13 protein-coding genes are annotated in these 17,604 nt (G+C 32.1%); 7 read left to right on the forward strand and 6 right to left on the reverse strand.

What is annotated here, in order from left to right; genetic code table 11:
* Window positions 1-327 precede the first annotated feature (327 nt).
* Window positions 328-1,167 (forward strand): hypothetical protein, encoded by an 840-nt coding sequence (locus JVU85_RS00280; RefSeq protein WP_204171511.1) that lies wholly within the window; start codon window positions 328-330, stop codon window positions 1,165-1,167.
* 96 nt (window positions 1,168-1,263) lie between these two features.
* Here JVU85_RS00280 and JVU85_RS00285 read toward each other — a convergent pair whose 3' ends face one another.
* Both JVU85_RS00285 and JVU85_RS00290 read right to left on the reverse strand, forming a co-directional pair.
* Window positions 1,264-2,949, reverse strand: coding sequence for a CDP-glycerol glycerophosphotransferase family protein (locus tag JVU85_RS00285; RefSeq protein ID WP_002509081.1), 1,686 nt, complete (start codon window positions 2,947-2,949; stop codon window positions 1,264-1,266).
* Between the two features lie 301 nt (window positions 2,950-3,250).
* Window positions 3,251-4,399: a glycosyltransferase family 4 protein gene (locus JVU85_RS00290; RefSeq protein ID WP_002509082.1), complete on the reverse strand. Its 1,149-nt coding sequence runs from the start codon at window positions 4,397-4,399 to the stop codon at window positions 3,251-3,253.
* 388 nt (window positions 4,400-4,787) lie between these two features.
* On the opposite strand from JVU85_RS00290, the gene mqo reads away from it, so the two are divergent.
* On the forward strand, window positions 4,788-6,266 hold the full coding sequence (mqo, locus tag JVU85_RS00295) for a malate dehydrogenase (quinone) (protein ID WP_204171512.1): 1,479 nt from the start codon (window positions 4,788-4,790) through the stop codon (window positions 6,264-6,266).
* An 81-nt stretch (window positions 6,267-6,347) separates the two neighbouring features.
* On the opposite strand, the gene JVU85_RS00300 is transcribed toward mqo, so the two are convergent.
* On the reverse strand, window positions 6,348-7,724 hold the full coding sequence (locus JVU85_RS00300) for a HAMP domain-containing sensor histidine kinase (protein ID WP_103388769.1): 1,377 nt from the start codon (window positions 7,722-7,724) through the stop codon (window positions 6,348-6,350).
* Complete coding sequence (locus JVU85_RS00305) at window positions 7,717-8,391, reverse strand: response regulator transcription factor (RefSeq protein WP_002509085.1); 675 nt, start codon at window positions 8,389-8,391, stop codon at window positions 7,717-7,719. The genes JVU85_RS00300 and JVU85_RS00305 overlap by 8 nt, the downstream gene beginning before the upstream one ends.
* 191 nt (window positions 8,392-8,582) lie before the next feature.
* On the opposite strand from JVU85_RS00305, the gene JVU85_RS00310 reads away from it, so the two are divergent.
* Window positions 8,583-9,635, forward strand: coding sequence for an ABC transporter permease (locus JVU85_RS00310; RefSeq protein WP_103388770.1), 1,053 nt, complete (start codon window positions 8,583-8,585; stop codon window positions 9,633-9,635).
* Complete coding sequence (locus JVU85_RS00315) at window positions 9,635-10,303, forward strand: ABC transporter ATP-binding protein (protein ID WP_002509087.1); 669 nt, start codon at window positions 9,635-9,637, stop codon at window positions 10,301-10,303. The genes JVU85_RS00310 and JVU85_RS00315 overlap by 1 nt, the downstream gene beginning before the upstream one ends.
* Window positions 10,304-10,359: 56 nt before the next feature.
* On the opposite strand, the gene JVU85_RS00320 is transcribed toward JVU85_RS00315, so the two are convergent.
* Window positions 10,360-11,334: a YdcF family protein gene (locus JVU85_RS00320; RefSeq protein ID WP_021459720.1), complete on the reverse strand. Its 975-nt coding sequence runs from the start codon at window positions 11,332-11,334 to the stop codon at window positions 10,360-10,362.
* 258 nt (window positions 11,335-11,592) lie between these two features.
* Between JVU85_RS00320 and JVU85_RS00325 the strand changes: the two genes are divergently transcribed.
* The gene (locus JVU85_RS00325; RefSeq protein ID WP_002509089.1) at window positions 11,593-12,054 is read left to right on the forward strand and encodes a MarR family transcriptional regulator TcaR; all 462 of its coding nucleotides are present in this window, start codon (window positions 11,593-11,595) and stop codon (window positions 12,052-12,054) included.
* A gap of 50 nt (window positions 12,055-12,104) precedes the next feature.
* Here JVU85_RS00325 and JVU85_RS00330 read toward each other — a convergent pair whose 3' ends face one another.
* Window positions 12,105-14,489 carry an MMPL family transporter gene (locus JVU85_RS00330; RefSeq protein WP_204171513.1) on the reverse strand — a complete coding sequence of 795 codons (2,385 nt, stop codon included), beginning with the start codon at window positions 14,487-14,489 and terminating at the stop codon, window positions 12,105-12,107.
* A 275-nt stretch (window positions 14,490-14,764) separates the two neighbouring features.
* Here JVU85_RS00330 and JVU85_RS00335 point away from each other — a divergent pair, with 275 nt between their 5' ends.
* Entirely contained in the window at window positions 14,765-16,150 is a 1,386-nt protein-coding gene (locus JVU85_RS00335) for a membrane-associated protein TcaA (protein WP_021459719.1), read from the forward strand.
* A gap of 171 nt (window positions 16,151-16,321) precedes the next feature.
* Window positions 16,322-17,512 (forward strand): putative multidrug effflux MFS transporter TcaB, encoded by a 1,191-nt coding sequence (locus JVU85_RS00340; protein WP_021459718.1) that lies wholly within the window; start codon window positions 16,322-16,324, stop codon window positions 17,510-17,512.
* The last annotated feature ends 92 nt before the right edge of the window (window positions 17,513-17,604 follow it).

Consider the following 17,604-nt stretch of genomic DNA (forward strand, 5'->3'; position numbering starts at 1 on the left):
ACTGGTTTTGTTTACGCTTTTATAGGTTGGGATAATATTGATTCATCCCCGTCCCATTTCAAAGAGACAGTAGCTGATTGTTTTGAAAATGCGTTTCAAATGAAGCTTTGTTCGATACTAGTCATGCTTGCTGGGGTGGGATTTCTGTCCCAATTTCTGAATACAGTTTTTATGTAAATTGAAAATAAATTTTTATGAAATATGTTTATTTGAAATTTTTTAGTGTATAACATAGTAATTCTTGCTATGAAAGTGGAGTGAAGCATATTACATAGTGAAATATCTACGAATTAGCAAGTGTACAAAAAATAGAGGAGGTTGTTTTAAATGAAAAAACTTTTGGCAGGTTTCTTAACATTATCACTTGCTTTGGCTGCATGTTCTAATGGGGGCGATGAAGGTTCGGACAACGGCGGATCTGACGATAATAAATCAAAAGATTCAGCTAGTGACAGTAAGAAAAATAATGATGATAGTTCAAAAGACTCAAAAGATTCGAAAGATGGAGAAGATAAATCAAACTCTGACAACAAAGATGGCAACTCAGAAGACGATAGCAGCTCTAATGGCTCTGATGACTCTAATAGTGCTAGTAGCTCTGACAGTTCTGATAGCGATTCAAGTAGTTCAGATTCAAGTGCTAGTAGTAATGGTAATAGTGGAGACCAAGCTAGTGACAGTGCTAATGGTACTGCTAACGACAGTAACAGTGCTAATAGCGGAGCAACTAATAATGCTGGGGCAGATAGTGCTTCTGATGATGCAACAGCTAACGCTGGTAATGGAGCGTCTAGTGATGCGAATGCTAATAATGGTAATGCTAATAGTGGTAATGCTAATAGTGGTAATGCCAATGGTTATGTGCCACCTTATCAAGGAGAAAATGCAGTACCAGTATCACAAAACATTACATCATCAAATGTAGATCCTCAACAAGCGTTACAAACGTTACCTAATTTTGAAAATTCTTTAGCAAACGCTACGTCAGAAGTTAATGCTATTAATGGACAAAATAATGCATATAATGATTATGCAATTGAAGGTAGTGAAGGAAATTACAGTTATATCTTTAGTTTCCAAAACCAAGCTCAACCTGGTACCTACGCTATAGCTACAGTTGACCAACAAGGTACTGTACGTGTAGTAGATCCAGCTTATCAACAATAATAACAAGGGAATGGGATATAAATTCCTTTCTCAAAATAAGAGGACTAATCCGTAATATGGATTAGTCCTCTTTATATTTAAAGCCTTAAGATTTTGTTATAGGTTCATATGTTTTTTTATGATATTCGATATCGTCTCAAATGCATGATTATTTTTGTTTACAAATGCATTGTTAGTAATGTCTGACATTTGAAAACTGATTAAATCATTGAGTAATGCTTTGGCATCACTGTAACGCACCACTGCGAGTGAATGCATTACATCTTCATAAACACCACGTTCTGCTATATATTTTTCATGATTTGGTGTGAACTGACAAACTGTTTTGTCTAAAGTCAGTGCATCAAAAATAATAGATGAATAATCTGTTAATACTACATCTGAGATAAGAATTAAATCCTGTGTCTCTATATTTGCTGGTGCAATAATTGCATTTTCAGGTAGGTAAGTTGAAGTATTTTCGATATGTCCTTTATAAATGACATTATACTTATTTAACAACCCGTCACTGAGTGGTAATAAATCAGACTCGTCTTCAGTAGTTTTCCAAGTTGGTGCATAAAGCAATGTTGGTTTTGCTGGATCAATTTTTAATTCATGTTTAATAAATTTTACATAAGGTGTATCTTTTTGTTTATCCAATAAATATTTAACGCGTGGATAACCGCTACTAACTACTTTTGTATGCTGTAATGGAAAGGCGGATTTGAAGTAATCGATAATTTCTTCACAATCACAAATTAAGTAATTTTGTTGTAGCCATTTGTTATACTTTCTTGCTCTATAATTATAAATCTTACTATTTTGATGTACTTCATGGCTATCTAAGAATAGTTTTTTAATTGGTGTTCCATGCCATAATTGAATAATAGTACCGTTTGGACGTATATCATCCGGTATATTACTTTCTAAAATAACAACACGTGCTGATTCGATTAAAGCTTTAGTGTTTGGGTCATTAGGTTTGATGAAATTTGGTCCATTTACATCTTCGGTAACGAAATAAATAGGTACTTTTGCAAAGTGTTTAGCGAAATGGTTGAATAAATAACGTGAATTTCCTCTAAAACCGTAGTCAAACCCTAAAAAGACAATATGGTCTTTTAATTTGTTTTCATTTTTCTCATATATATAGCTCATTTGACGATGTTTCTTTGTAAAATGATGTTGCGCAAAATTATAGATCCAATGTGGTAATTTGAAGCGGAAATTTTTTATCAATTTATCTGTATAGCGTAACTGATCGGGAGCTAATGTTTCGTAATTTTTAAACGGTATAGAGTGCTTGTGTATGTATGCAAGCTTATTTAAATTGAATTTTGTTGTATTCAGTACCGTACATTTTTTAATCTCTTCCCATAACTGAGAAGAGGTCAAGTAAGTTTGTTGATAGTCGAACACGACATGTGGATCAACTTTAACCGTATCTTGTAATAGTGCATGCACAGCTAAATCAAACATTGTATTAACGTGGTGCGTTTCTAACATGGTTAACGTTGTTTCAATATGATATATCACGTTAGGGTAATGATTGATATTTTCGATCCAATCATTAAAGGTAATAGTTTCCTGCGCAAAATAGCGACAATCATTTTGATATAAGCCGTTAACAGTATAATCAGCAACAATGTTAGATTGATCTAACGTTACATTATTCAACATTTCTGGATAAATATGTATGAAGTCATCTACAAGAATAAAGTGAGTATAACCTTCTTGTAATGTTTTATTTAAATGCATAGTTAAATCTTGCCAGATATTTAAATTTAATTGTTTAATCATAAAATCCCTCTACTTATCATAATTGAACTCAATTTTATCATGTAGGAGCTTAGAGATAAACTTTGAGTTATATAAAGACACTAAAATCATTGAATATAACAGTAATGATAAAATAGTGTTATTTAAGTATTTATAAGCTGATACAACAAGTAAGTAACATAAACTAGAGCCTGACATATTCATTATTTCAGGCTCTATATATTATTATATATAATGTTTAATTTGTTAAAAGGACGCAAAGTGGTTATTGACATATAAGGCTGAAATTATTCTGTTAACGTCTTTTAGTTTAGCTAATAAATTAGTGTTTTAACATAGTTGAAAATCGTGTGTAAATAGCATCAGGTGAATATTGCTCAACAGTCTCATAGCCATGTTTGATAATCGTATTGTATTTAAATTCTTGATTTAACAGACGTTGAATTTTAAAGGCTAATGCTTTAATATCTCCATGTTCAACTAAATAACCATTGATGTTATTTTTTATAATTGAATCAGGTCCTGCAATGCCATCAAAACTTATAACAATACTGCTTTGGTTCATTGCCTCAAGGATTACCATCCCGAAGCCTTCATTACGTGAAGGTATAATGGTTAGTTCACTTTCGGCCAATTTGGTTGATAAGGATTGTGTAGTATCAAATATCGATACAATATCATCCAGTTGATGCTGTGAAATAAGTTGTTCAAGTTGTTTCCTTTGTTGTCCGCTACCATAAATGTGTACACGATAGTTAAATTGGCGTATGACATCTTGAATAATTTGAATACTGTTGATTAATAGGTCGAACCCTTTTTCGTATTCTAAACGGCCAGCAGCTAAAATAATTTTGTCTTTAGGTAAATCTAGCCTTTGTTCATTTAGAACATTAGGTACAACAAACACAGGAGTTTGGACGACATTTTGATAACGTTGTTGGTCGACAGATGTCAATGTGGTAATTTTATCTAGAGATCGGTAAGCTTCAATGATTTCTTGTTGATACGCTGTAGGATGCGCATCAAAGTTCATATGTTCCATGCCAACCTTCGTTACATTGTAAGGTCCGTAGCGGGCAATTAATATATTAAAGCTTGCACGCGTACCAATTAAAACATCACAATCGACCGTTTTGATAGCGTGAATCATTTTACGTTCGATATAACTTGAAAATTGGTTTAGGCCAGGTTCATGTCTGGATAATACTTTAGGTTTTAAAAATTTTGTATATTTACGTACTCTATTAAAAATGGCGCTTTTCAAGTTGGAACGAATGTGTGTATAGTCAATCAATGTTTGAATTTTGATATCTGGGTGTAATTCAAAGTATGGCATCTCCTTTGATTTGAAGACAGAAATAATAGTGACGGGATGGCCTTTGTTAGCTAGTACATTCGCCAATTCTGAAATTGACTTTACTGTACCACCCATAGCAAAAATATTATGCATGAAAAATGTGATTGATTGCACTTGGAAACCTCCAAATATTATATAAATGATAAATAGTTAACTTTAATTATATGTAAAGTTGTAAGTGGTTGCAATGTAATCGATGTGCGGGACCACGCATTTTAGCAGAAAATTTATATACAAATAATGACAGAAAAATTTTTATTTTCAAATAGATTGTGCTTTTGGGCTTTTTTCATCAGTTAATTATGTATATAATTAAGGGAGTTGGTTTAATCTTCATTATTGTAAGTATTAACTAGAGTTTCAGAATACAATGATGAAAAGTAAGTTAATTCATACGTTATAGAAAGCGTTTTATCGTGTAAACCATATTACATATTCGTGATACAGTCGATAGATAAGGATAACTTTCTATAAACATATTTAAAGGGGGACTGTATTTGTTATGAGTACACAACATAGCAAAACAGATGTCATCTTAATTGGTGGCGGAATCATGAGTGCAACATTAGGTACAATATTAAAATCATTGTCACCTGATAAAAGTTTTAAAATGTTTGAAAGGTTATCAACACCAGCTCAAGAAAGCTCTAATGCTTGGAATAATGCAGGAACAGGGCATTCAGCATTATGTGAATTAAACTATACCAAAGAAAATAAAGATGGCTCTATAGATATTACAAAAGCTATTAAAATAAATGAGCAATTCCAAATTTCTAAACAATTTTGGAGTTTTTTAGTAAAAGATGGTCAGTTAGGTTCACCTGAAGGGTTTATTAAACCTGTGCCGCATATGAGTTTTGTACAAGGCGTTAAAAATGTAGAGTTTTTAAAAAAACGTGTAGATAGACTTAATAAAAATATCCTATTTAGTAATATGGAAATTACAGATGATAAAGACAAAATCGCTGAATGGGCGCCATTAATGATGGAAGGCCGTACGTCTAACATTCCAATGGCTATTTCATATGATAAAACAGGTACAGACGTTAACTTTAGTAATTTAACTAACAAACTGTTCGATAACTTAGAAAAACAAAATGTAGAATTAAATTATAACCATGAAGTAGAAGATTTAAAACAAAGAAAAGATGGTAAATGGGAAGTTAAAGTTAAAGATTTAACGACTGGTGAAGTCAAAATAGTAGAAAGTAAGTTTGTTTTCATCGGTGCAGGTGGCGCAAGTTTACCACTTTTACAAAAGACAGGCATAAAAGAATCTAAGCATATTGGTGGTTTCCCAGTAAGTGGACTTTTCTTAGTATGTACTAAAGAAGAAATTACTAAAAAACATAATGCCAAAGTGTATGGTAAAGCATCTGTTGGTGCGCCACCAATGTCGGTGCCACATTTAGATACACGTTATATTGATGGCAAACGTACATTGTTATTTGGACCATTTGCTGGTTTTTCTCCGAAGTTCCTAAAAACTGGGTCTAATATGGATTTAGTAAAATCAGTTAAACCTAATAACTTGATTACGATGTTGTCTGCAGGAGTTAAAGAAATAAATTTAACTAAGTATCTTATTTCTCAATTAACTTTATCAAATGAAGAACGCATGGAAGAATTACGTACCTTTGTACCTGATGCTAATAGCGAAGATTGGCATGTAGTTGTTGCCGGTCAACGAGTTCAAGTAATAAAAGATACTGAGACTGGTAAAGGGACTTTACAATTTGGTACCGAGCTTGTGACTTCTGAAGATGGTACGTTATCTGCATTATTAGGCGCTTCACCAGGTGCCTCTACAGCTGTAGACATTATGCTAGATTTATTACAAAAATGTTATAAAGATGAGTTTAAGCAATGGGAAGGTAAAATTAAAGAAATGATTCCTTCTTATGGTCAACGTCTGACAGATAACGAAGATTTATATAAAGAAATTAATGAAGAAATTAAAAAATATTTAAAAGTTGACTAATGTTATAGTAATACTTTTTATATAATCAAATTAAGCCTGCACGTTGTCTATGATCGACACGTGCAGGCTTTCTGTGTAATGTTAATTATTATTGTCTAATGGTAATTTGATAGTAAAGACGGTACCTTTTTCATAAGTACTGTCAACAGTAACTTGGCCTTGATGTAATTCGACAATTGTTTTTACAATCGCTAAACCTAAACCGTTACTATTGTCATATTCACTTATTTTATAAAAGCGTTCAAAAATATGTTGTTGTGTCATTTGAGACATTGGTTCTCCTTCATTTTGTATCATGAAAGTAATATTTTCGCTATCTTGATGGAGCATAATATCAATCGCACCATCTTTAGGTGAATATTTAATGGCATTGGTAATTAAATTTTGGAAGGCTTGGTGTAGTAGCCGACGATTACCAGTATATGATACAGCTTCAAAATCTGAGAGAATAATTAAGTCTTTTTCATTTGCACTATATTGTTCGTGACGTATTATTTCAGTTAATAATTGATTTATTTGAATTGCATCATTAAATTTTAAATGTACATTGTTATCTAATTCTGACAGAAGCAACAATGCTTTAGTCAAATCACTTAATTGCGTAGTGATTTGGTAAATATCATCTATATATTGATGTTGTGCAGTTGTAGTTTTAGCATGCTTCATTTTATCTAGTAAATGATGGATATGTGTTAGAGGTGTCTTAATTTCATGAGACACATTTTGCACAAAGTGTTGTCGCATATCATCTAATTGTTTGAGTGATTGACGCATAGTATCGAAACGATACTGTAGTGTACCTAATTCATCTTTACGTGTGATTTCAGTAGGTGTGTCAAAATCTCCATGCATCATACGTTCTGTGGAGCGCTTCAGCTGTTGTATAGGTTTTACAATGGCATTAGTAGATAAAATAACAAGCGTGATTGAAATAACAAGTAGCAATGTAATTAACAGTGCTAAAAATATACGAAATTCGCTAAAGGTTTGTCCAATATCTGGTCTCATAAATACTGCTACTTTTTCGCCATCGGAATGAAATGGCACGCCAACAGTATTTGACGTCACATTTTCAAAAAAACCTGTAATAAATGGTTGGAAGGGTTGATTTTTAATACCATGGAAAGGTTTGTCTGCTAATACTTGTTGTACAGCGGATTGTGAAATATTGTCTTCTCTAAAAGGTGTACCGTAAAATGATTTTTTTCCAGAGGTTGTGACTGTCATTACTTGATAATTCATTTCACCCATATGTGTAAAATATTGATCTAATGAGGTGACGTTAGATTCAGATTGATAATTTTTCGCTTCTTTAAGTGTGCGCATAATTTTAGCATCATTGTTTTCCTTTAAATAGAGATGATAGTAAACATTAGTAATTAGAAAACTCATAATGGCACTGAATAGTAAAACAACGATAGTATAAATTGCTATACGTGTATATAAAGATTTAAACATAGTCATCCACCTTATAACCGAGTCCTCTTACTGTAATGATGTTAACTGAAGAATTGAGTCTTTCTAGTCTCTTACGAAGCCTCTTAACATGCACATCTACTGTCCGTTCATCACCTTCATAATCAAAGCCCCATATTTTTTCTATTAACGCATCTCTGCTAAATACTTGTTTAGGGTTAGCAGCTAAAGTATAAAGCAATTGAAATTCTTTATTAGGTAAATTCATTGTCTTTCCTTCAACTTGAATTTCTAGATAAGCTTGATTAAGCAATAAATTACCTACAATAATTTCATTGTTTGTATTGATGTTGTATCTTCGTAATATCGCTCTGATTCGAAAAATTAACTCTTTTATTTCAAATGGTTTCGTAACATAATCATCGGTACCTGTTAAAAAGGCTTTTTCTTTATCGCTTAAAGCATCTCGTGCAGTGAGCATAATAACAGGCAACTGATAGTCATCTTTTAATATTTGACATAGTTCAAATCCATTCATGCCTTCCATCATAACGTCGACAACAGCAATATCTATTTGATTATCCATTAAGTACGAAAGTGCTGTTTCAGCACTTGGTTTCGTTACTGTATGTAAACCTTCTCTATCTAAGTGGTTTGAGACATATTGTAGGATTTTTGGATCATCATCGACAATTAAACACGTAGTCATACTATGTCACTCCTTCTAATTTATTTTCATTATACATATTATATCTGTAATTAACCAAATAAAATTCTAATCACTTATTAAAAAGAAACAAGGTGAATAAAAATTTATTAAGAAGTCATAAAAGTTCATATTGAGTTCATAAAGGCATCATACAATACAATTAATCAATTTGAACAGGGAGTGAGTAAGTAATGAAACTAGCATGGGCGGAAATGAAATTTTATAAATTTCGTTTTATTTTAATTATGCTTATCATATTACTATTGAGTATTATGGTGTTATTTATTAGTGGATTAGCACAAGGATTAGCAAGAGAAAATGTTTCGATGTTAGACAATGTAAATGCAGAAAAGTATGTTATGCAGGATAGTAAACAACCTCAAATAGAAAAATCACTATTGAAAGATTCACAGCAAGAAAAGATAGAAAAAATTACGCAGTCAGAACCGATGCAGTTAGCAGGTCAAACATTAAAACTAAAAAATGAAGATGAAGATGTCATGATGATTAATACTGTGAAAGATCATAAACCTGAATTAGAACAGGGCCACTATCCAAAAAAGAAAAGTGACATTGCCATAAATAAAAAGTTAACGGCTGATGGTCTCACTGTAGGTGATACTGTTACAACAAAAGATGGTAATAAATTAACGATTAGTGGTGTACTTACAGATACAATGCACTCACATAGTTCAGTAGTGATGATGTCAGATGCTGGTTTTGAATCGTTAAATAATCAAGTGTCTACGATTTATCCAGTTACTGATTTATCAGATAATAAAGCACAACAGTTAGAAAACATTTCAGGTGTCAACATTTATAGTGAACAAGACATTACCGATGAAATTCCAAGTTATCAAGCTGAACAAGCACCATTGAATATGATGATCGTAAGTTTATATGTAATTACTGCGATTGTGTTAAGCGCATTTTTCTACGTTATGACAATTCAAAAAATATCAGAGATAGGTATTTTAAAAGCAATAGGGATCAAAACACGTCACTTATTAAGCGCGCTTGTATTCCAAATTTTATTAACTACTATGATTGGCGTAATTATAGCAATCGCTATTATCAGTTTATTATCGATAGTAATGCCTGTATCGATGCCGTTCCACATTACTACATTTAATTTATTGCTCGTGACTATTATCTTTATTGTAGTCGCTATGATAGGAGCTATATTATCGTTTATTAAATTATTTAAAGTTGATCCAATTGAAGCTATAGGAGGTGGAGAATAATGACTTTAGAAATACAAAATATTACAAAATCCTTTGGCCGAGGACAAGCGGAAACACAAGTGTTGAAAGGGATTGATTTTAACGTCGATAATGGAGAATTTGTTATTTTAAAAGGTGCTTCAGGTTCAGGTAAAACTACATTATTAACTATCCTAGGTGGTTTGTTAACAGCTAATGACGGACAGATTTTATATAATAATGCACCATTATTTTCAGCTCAAAGTAAACCAGCAGCATTACGTTTAACAGAGATAGGTTTTATCTTCCAATCAGCACATTTGGTACCATATTTAAAAGTGCAAGATCAGCTCATAACTATTGGTGTTGAAGCGGGTATGACGAAAAAAGAAGCTCGAACTAAAGCTGAAATGTTGCTCAATCGTATAGGTCTAAATCACAGACTAGATGTCTTTCCTCATATGTTATCTGGTGGAGAAAAGCAACGTGTAGCTATTATGCGTGCCTTTATGAATAATCCTAAAATTATTTTAGCAGACGAACCTACAGCTAGTTTAGACGCTGCGCGTGCGACGGAAGTAGTTGAGATGTTTAAAAAGCAAGTGAAAGACGAGCAAATGATTGCTATTATGATAACCCATGATAATAGATTATTAGAATATGCAGATAGAATAATAGAACTAGAAGATGGGAAAATAGTACAACAATAAAATAAAAGCAAAAAATAGGCGACAGTTATGCAATAAGAACTGTCGCCTAAGTTGTGTTATAAATAACTTGGAATTTGCCAAAATGAGATAATACAAATAAAAAAGAGTATCGCGAAATACACTGTTAATAGTAAGCGGTATTGATACATTAAACCTAAAAAATCTCTAATTAATGCAATTTCTAAAAAATGATAGGGCGTGGTACTACCTAAGCCAGTCATGCGAACATTTAAAATTTGTCCAAAACGCAATGCTCTAAGCACATGAAATTGACTCGTTACACAAACAACTTGCGCTTGTCTCGGTATATATGTCGCTAATAAGTCTTTAGTGTTTTTAATATTTTCAAATGTATTGGTAGATTGATATTCCATAATAATTTGTTGTTCAGGTACCCCGTTAGCGATTAAGTAGCGTTTCATGGCTAATGATTCTGGTATTGGTTCGTCTGGACCTTGACCGCCACTCACAATCATCGTGGCATCACTATTGTTGTTAAACAATACCAAAGCTTTATCCAATCGTTTGGCTAACATTGGCGTAACTTCCTCAGTAAAAATGCCAGCGCCAAGTGTTAGAATCACATCATAATGTACATTGTTCGAACGAGTGGCATAAGCAGATGACCATGTAGCATAACAAACAAAGGTGAATAAGGCACTAAAAGCGATAGCTGCTAACCACAGAAAGATAATATTAATACCAATTGGCATTAAACTAATATAGGCACAAGCCAATGTTATTACAATAAGTTTAACACCACGCTTATATAAGCGCTTCATAAAGCGAAGACTAATATCATTGTTAAATAAATGGCGATGCTTCAAATGTATTAGTATAACACCTAGAATCAACACGATAATCAAATCGATTGGGATATGATGGCGACCAATATGGTAGATGATTACACAGTAACCTAGTATAACAATGGAAATATATGCATTTAGTGATAACAGTATCGTTTGGTTAAAAAACAAACTGATGTAAGCTATAAAAATAAAGAAACACAAAATGATAGTTAATAAATCCATACAGCACCTCAAATAGTTAATCTATTATACTAAATGTAGAGGATTGAAATTAAATTAGCAACTACAATCTGTTAAATAATAAGTAATATTTATGATGACTGCAATAAAGTTATTGGAATATAATATAATTTTGAACATAATGGTTTTTAATCTTTTATCTAGTGATATTTATTGATATTATTAGGGTAATAAGTAAAAGACTATAAAGTGCTAGAAAAAAGACAATTCTAGATATTGTATAGCTTAGAGGTGCAGGACATGGTAAAAAACTTAAGAAATCATATTGATTTTATGGGTATGTTTATAGACGATGTGAATACTTTAGTAGCAAAATTACTCAGAGATTTAAGAGCGGAATATAACATATCGAAAGAACAAGCAAATGTCATTTTAATGCTTGAAAATGAGAGAGCAATGACATTAACAGAAATAACTGAAAAGCAAGGAGTGAATAAGGCAGCTGTAAGTAGACGGATTAAAAAATTAATCCAATCTGATTTAGTAGAATGGGACAAAACAGAAACACATGCTGATCAGCGCCTGAAGTATATTAAATTGACCGATAAAGGCCAACAATTTAATAGTGAGTGTAAATCAATAGTAAGCAACATCGTGAGTGATATGCTATCTGATTTATCTGAAGAACAGATTGAACAAGCACGCTATGTATTAGAGATTATTGATCATAGATTGAAAAATTTTAATATTAACAATTCCTAATATGCATAATAAAAGCCTACACTTCATTGAAGTGTAGGCTTTTATTAAATTTATTTTTTCTTACTTTCTTTGGTTTTAAATGGCCACCAGTTTCCTTTGCCGAATGATTTGGCTATGGAAGGTATAAATAGTGGTAACATTAAAATGTTATATAATAGTAGACCGACAATGACAACTGTTGCAATTTGCATTAATGTCATAGCACCTGAAGAATAAAGAGCAGCTATGGTACCAACTAAAATGAGACAGGCAGTCATAATTACTGTACCCATTTTGCGCATGGCGATTAATAATGCAGCGACGATACCTTGGTAAGCTTCTTCAGAGAAGCGATTGACTAAGAATATTGCATAGTCAACACCTAGAGCCATTAGTACTACAAAGCTAAAGAATGGTACGACTAATAATAAACCACCTAATCCAAGTATATTGTCAAAGATAATATTTGCTATACCAATTGATGCATAATATGTGATTAGAATGGAAGCAATCATGTAAATTGGCATAATAATAGAGCGTTGGAATACAAGTAATACAACAAATAAGAAAATAGTAATTAACACAATAGCTTTAGTCATGTCATTATCAATAGTAGTCTGTAAATCTTTGTTTTCAGCAGACGTACCACCAATTTCTATTTGACTATCGTTAAAGCTAGTACCTTTTACTTGATTTGTTACAGACTGTTCAACTTTCTCCACTGTATTCATAGCCTTTTTGGAGAAAGGATCGTCACTTAATTCTACATTAAGTAATACAATATTGCCGTCATCCTCACTATATTGATTAACAGATTGTTTTAATTCAGAATCTTGCAGCATATCTTTTGTAATATACATGCCCGATTCATCAACTGATTTATCATTGGCCATATCTTCCATTCGTTGTTGTATTTGTTCTTGACCAGATTGTACTTGAGATAGGCCTTGAGACATTTGGGCAGATTGACCTTGACCTGATTGTTGCGCACTGTTTAAACCAGTATTAACTTGATTAATGCCATCATTAGCTTGTGATAATTGTTGCTGCATTTGGTCAAGTTGATACGTTGTTGTAAGTTGTTCAATAGGGTTACCAGTAGGACGTGTAATCGTGTTTACTCCGTCGACACCTTCAATTTTTTCCAGTGATTTCGCTAATGTTTCAACGTCACTGACGCCGTTTTCTGTTGTCAGTTTTTTATCGTCTTTTATAGCGATTTGAACCGGAAATGCTTGGCCCACACTAAAGTCATCTTTAATGATGTTGATAGCTTTAATTGAGTCGTATTCATCGCTAATTTCATTAGTATTATCATAAGTAATATTATTAGGGGCGAATACGATGATCGGTATTAAAATAATTAAAACTAAGACCAATGCTAAAAATGGTTTTTTTGTAGTGAAATTACCTAATTTGCCCCAAAGTGCACTATCTTTATGACCAGCTGTATTTTTACTTGGCCAAAATACTTTACCACCGATTACTAATAACAAGGTTGGTAAGAGTGTAAACAACACAATCATTAAGCATAATACACCGACCGCAATACCGACTGCAGATTTAAATAAACTAAATTCAACAAAGAACAGTGCTGCAAAGCCAACTAAAACGGTAATTGCACAAATAAGAATTGTACGTCCTCCGTTTTTAAATGTATTAAGTACAGCATCAAAATTACTTTGATCTTTGCCTAATTCTTCTTTATATCTATTGAGTAATAAAATACAGTAATCTGTACCTATACCAAAGAGTAGTGCAACTAAAAATGGTTGAATATAAATTGACACTGGGAAGTCAGCGTATTTCACTAATAATGCAATGATGCCTTGTGAAAATATATAAGATAATCCAACTAATAATAGTGGCACAAATGGTGTTACTACAGAGCGAAAGACTAAGAATAAAATACCTAAAATAAGTATTACGGTTATAACTTCAGTTGTTTTTAACCCTTCATTAATACTCGTGTTAATTTGGTCTTGGATGTTATTTGTACCTGTTAAATAGGAACCTTTGAAAGAATGATTAATGTCATCAATATCTTTTGAAGCTTCTAATGATTTGTCTTTATTGGCAGAAGTTTCGATTGGAATCATGATAGATTTTTTATCTTCTGAAACTAACTTATCTTCAATCGCTGAGTTATCAAATGGCGAAATAACACTTTTTACACCATTTACGTTTTCAATTTTTGATATGTAAGATTTTAACTTCTTCTCATCTTGATTATCCAACTTATTATCTAATTGAACAACCGCACTAATACTATTAGAATCAGCATTAACATCTTTAAGTATTTGTTTGTATTGTTGAGATGTAGTGTCTTTTGGTGGAATGATTTCACCTTTATCAGCTGCTAATTGGGCTAAATTCGGTGAAAATATTAACGAACAAGCAACAGCAATAATAACAATAATGGATATTAACCATTTGAACTTCAATATCGTCTTCATAATAACCTCCTTAGTATTACTAACACTTAAAATATACTATTTTTGGTTGATGACAGTCAACTAAGTGAGCTTTTATAAAATATTAATATATTGTAAATAGATATTAGACTAAATAAGTATTTCAAATACAACTAATACTTTATATAATAAAGAAGGTTATAGTTATAACGAAATAGACGTAAAAATTAGGATGTTATTCGTTCATATATATTGTTTCATTGTAAATTATGTTAAAATAACGTGATAGTGCGAAATGTAGAAGTAGAGGTGATAAGATGCAAAACTGTCCAAAATGTGGAGAAACGGTAAATACAGTTAACAAAGTATGCCCGTATTGTGGACAATCGTTAAGGAGTAGACCTTCTAACAATAAAAAACGAGCAACCCGACAAAATAATAAAACATTAAATAATAAAGTTCGCAAAATCATCCCATGGGGTATTGCATTATTTATCATCATATTATTGATTATCATATTCTTTTTACTTAAGAATTTTAATTCTCCTGAAGCTCAAGCTGATTTATTAGTTAATGCGATAGATAATAACGATACACAAAAAGTATCCTCTGTATTAAGTACTCAAAATAATAATGTAGATGAAGACGAAGCAACAGCTTACATAAAGTATATAAAAGAAGAAGTAGGCATGAAAAACTTTGCGGAAAGTATACATGATAAAATATCCAAACTAAATGAAGGTGATAGTCAAGTTTCGAATTATGTTACTGCGCGTAACAGTGAAAAAGTATTGAAAATCACCAAAAATGGTACACGTTTTTTCCTCTTTAACAATATGAATTTTACTGCTCCTACTAAAGAAGCAATTGTAAAACCCAAATTTGATGCTACGTATAAATTTAGATCAAATGATAAACAACGTACAGTTACTGCTGATAAAAATCAAGCAACATCATTAGGGAAATTTATCCCGGGAGATTATAGTATTGAAGCTAAAAGAGAAACGGAAAATGGTCAATTTAGCGGTGAGTTGAAATTTAATTTTAATGATAGTAATAATGAAACGGTTGATGTAAATCAATCCTTTAATGAAGCATATTTACGTTTTAACCTCAATGGTGCAGATAATCTTGATAAAGATACGATTAAAGTGAAAATAAATGATAAATCATTTGATTATGACAATTCTAAAGCTTATGGTCCATATCCAAAAACAAAACAAATCACAGTGAAAGCGGTCGGGGAAGCGAAGAAAAAAGAATTTAGTTCTGACGAAACGACAATTCAAACAGATAACTTAAAAGACAATACAACTGTATCTATTAATTTTGATGAAGAAGAAATTGATAAATATGTGAAAAAGAAAGAAAAAGAAGAGAATAGCTTCCGAAATAAAATAACTAATTTTTTTAGTGACTACACACCTGCATTAAATACAGCATATACACAAAATAATTTTGATATGGTGTCAGAGTTTGTCAAAAAAGGATCATCTAACTATAAAGCAACTAAAAACGGAATAAGTTCAAATCAATATAGATTTTTCCAAATTCCGCAAATTTCTGAAATAGTTAGGTTAGACGATAAATTTTATGTTACTGGTTACGCCTTGAAACGTGATGGACAATATGGTGAAGTGAATTATGTCCTCGAGGGTACATCTAAAGGTGATGACTTACAAGTGATAAATTATAGCGAATAATTAGAGGCTGGAATAATGTTATTCCAGCCTCTTTATAGTATCGAGATGGTTAGCAAGTATACCTAGTGTAATTCAATTGTTATAATAATAAAGGTTATTTATTACGCTACCATTTTAATCTGCCTAACTGTTCTATATAATAATAGTATTACATGCTTAGGAGATTACATTATGTCTGAAAATAAACAAAGTAATTCGCTTATTTTTATTGTTATATTAGGAGCTTTAACGGCTATCGGTGCATTATCGATTGATATGTTTTTACCGGGCTTACCTGAATTACAAAATGATTTTGGAACGACAACATCAAATGCTCAGTTGACTTTATCTTTTTTTATGGTTGGGTTAGCACTAGGTAATTTATTTGTAGGTCCTTTATCGGATTCACTAGGCAGAAAAAAACCATTACTCATTACAATGGCTTTGTTTACAATTGCTAGTGTAGCGATAGTATTTACTACAAATATTGGGGTAATGATATTCTTGCGTTTCGTACAAGGGTGTTGTGGAGGAGCTGGAGCAGTTATTTCACGTGCTATTTCAAGTGATTTATATAGTGGGAAGCAACTCACTAAATTTTTAGCAATACTTATGTTAGTTAATGGAGTGGCACCTGTATTAGCACCTGCACTTGGTGGCATCGTGTTAACATTTGCTACATGGCGTATGATATTTATCATCTTAACAGTCTTTGGCTTAGTTATGTGCGTAGGGATAGTGTGTTATATTAAAGAATCACTGACGACTGAGCAGAGAACACCAGCTAATTTAGGTTCTATTTTTTATAACTTTAAACAATTATTAGCCAAACCCAAATTTGTATTACCTATGTTAATACAAGGTTTTACATTTATATTTTTATTTAGCTATATTTCAGCATCACCTTTTATTGCACAGCGTATTTATAATATGAATGCTTTACAATTTAGTTGGATGTTTGCGACTGTGGGCATAACATTGATAATTTCGAGTCAATTAACCGGGAAGCTAGTTGATTATTTCGCTAGACAGACACTGTTTAGAGCGTTGACAGTAATTCAAATTGTTGGTGTGCTCGGGATTGGTATAACTTTACTCAATCATCTGCCTTTATATATGTTAATAATTGGATTTATTATATTAGTTGCACCAGTGACAGGTATTGCGACATTAGGTTTTTCTATTGCTATGGATGAGCGTTCAGGTGGTAGTGGTAGTGCATCTAGTTTATTAGGGCTCGTACAATATTTATTCGGTGGTTTAGTTGCCCCGTTAGTAGGAATAATGGGAGAAGATAGTTATCTACCGTATCTTGTTATTATAAGTATTACAGCAATAGGATTGATAATATTACAAATAATTAATTACCGAGTATTTCGTTAATACATAATGATTTCAATTCCATATTATTAGGGTGTTAGGTTTTTATGGAAGTTAAAAATGAATTGCAAAATGGGAGTGGGACAGAAATCTGA

This window comes from Staphylococcus sp. GDY8P72P (assembly GCF_016890655.1).
GTDB lineage: Bacteria > Bacillota > Bacilli > Staphylococcales > Staphylococcaceae > Staphylococcus > Staphylococcus arlettae.

What these genes read in the sequence shown, in the direction of transcription:
- JVU85_RS00280 (WP_204171511.1), top strand. Translation starts at nt 328, where the DNA reads ATGAAAAAACTTTTGGCAGGTTTCTTAACATTATCACTTGCTTTGGCT.
- JVU85_RS00285 (WP_002509081.1), bottom strand. Translation starts at nt 2,949, where the DNA reads ATGATTAAACAATTAAATTTAAATATCTGGCAAGATTTAACTATGCAT.
- mqo (WP_204171512.1), top strand. Translation starts at nt 4,788, where the DNA reads ATGAGTACACAACATAGCAAAACAGATGTCATCTTAATTGGTGGCGGA.
- JVU85_RS00300 (WP_103388769.1), bottom strand. Translation starts at nt 7,724, where the DNA reads ATGTTTAAATCTTTATATACACGTATAGCAATTTATACTATCGTTGTT.
- JVU85_RS00305 (WP_002509085.1), bottom strand. Translation starts at nt 8,391, where the DNA reads ATGACTACGTGTTTAATTGTCGATGATGATCCAAAAATCCTACAATAT.
- JVU85_RS00310 (WP_103388770.1), top strand. Translation starts at nt 8,583, where the DNA reads ATGAAACTAGCATGGGCGGAAATGAAATTTTATAAATTTCGTTTTATT.
- JVU85_RS00315 (WP_002509087.1), top strand. Translation starts at nt 9,635, where the DNA reads ATGACTTTAGAAATACAAAATATTACAAAATCCTTTGGCCGAGGACAA.
- JVU85_RS00320 (WP_021459720.1), bottom strand. Translation starts at nt 11,334, where the DNA reads ATGGATTTATTAACTATCATTTTGTGTTTCTTTATTTTTATAGCTTAC.
- JVU85_RS00325 (WP_002509089.1), top strand. Translation starts at nt 11,593, where the DNA reads ATGGTAAAAAACTTAAGAAATCATATTGATTTTATGGGTATGTTTATA.
- JVU85_RS00330 (WP_204171513.1), bottom strand. Translation starts at nt 14,489, where the DNA reads ATGAAGACGATATTGAAGTTCAAATGGTTAATATCCATTATTGTTATT.
- JVU85_RS00335 (WP_021459719.1), top strand. Translation starts at nt 14,765, where the DNA reads ATGCAAAACTGTCCAAAATGTGGAGAAACGGTAAATACAGTTAACAAA.
- JVU85_RS00340 (WP_021459718.1), top strand. Translation starts at nt 16,322, where the DNA reads ATGTCTGAAAATAAACAAAGTAATTCGCTTATTTTTATTGTTATATTA.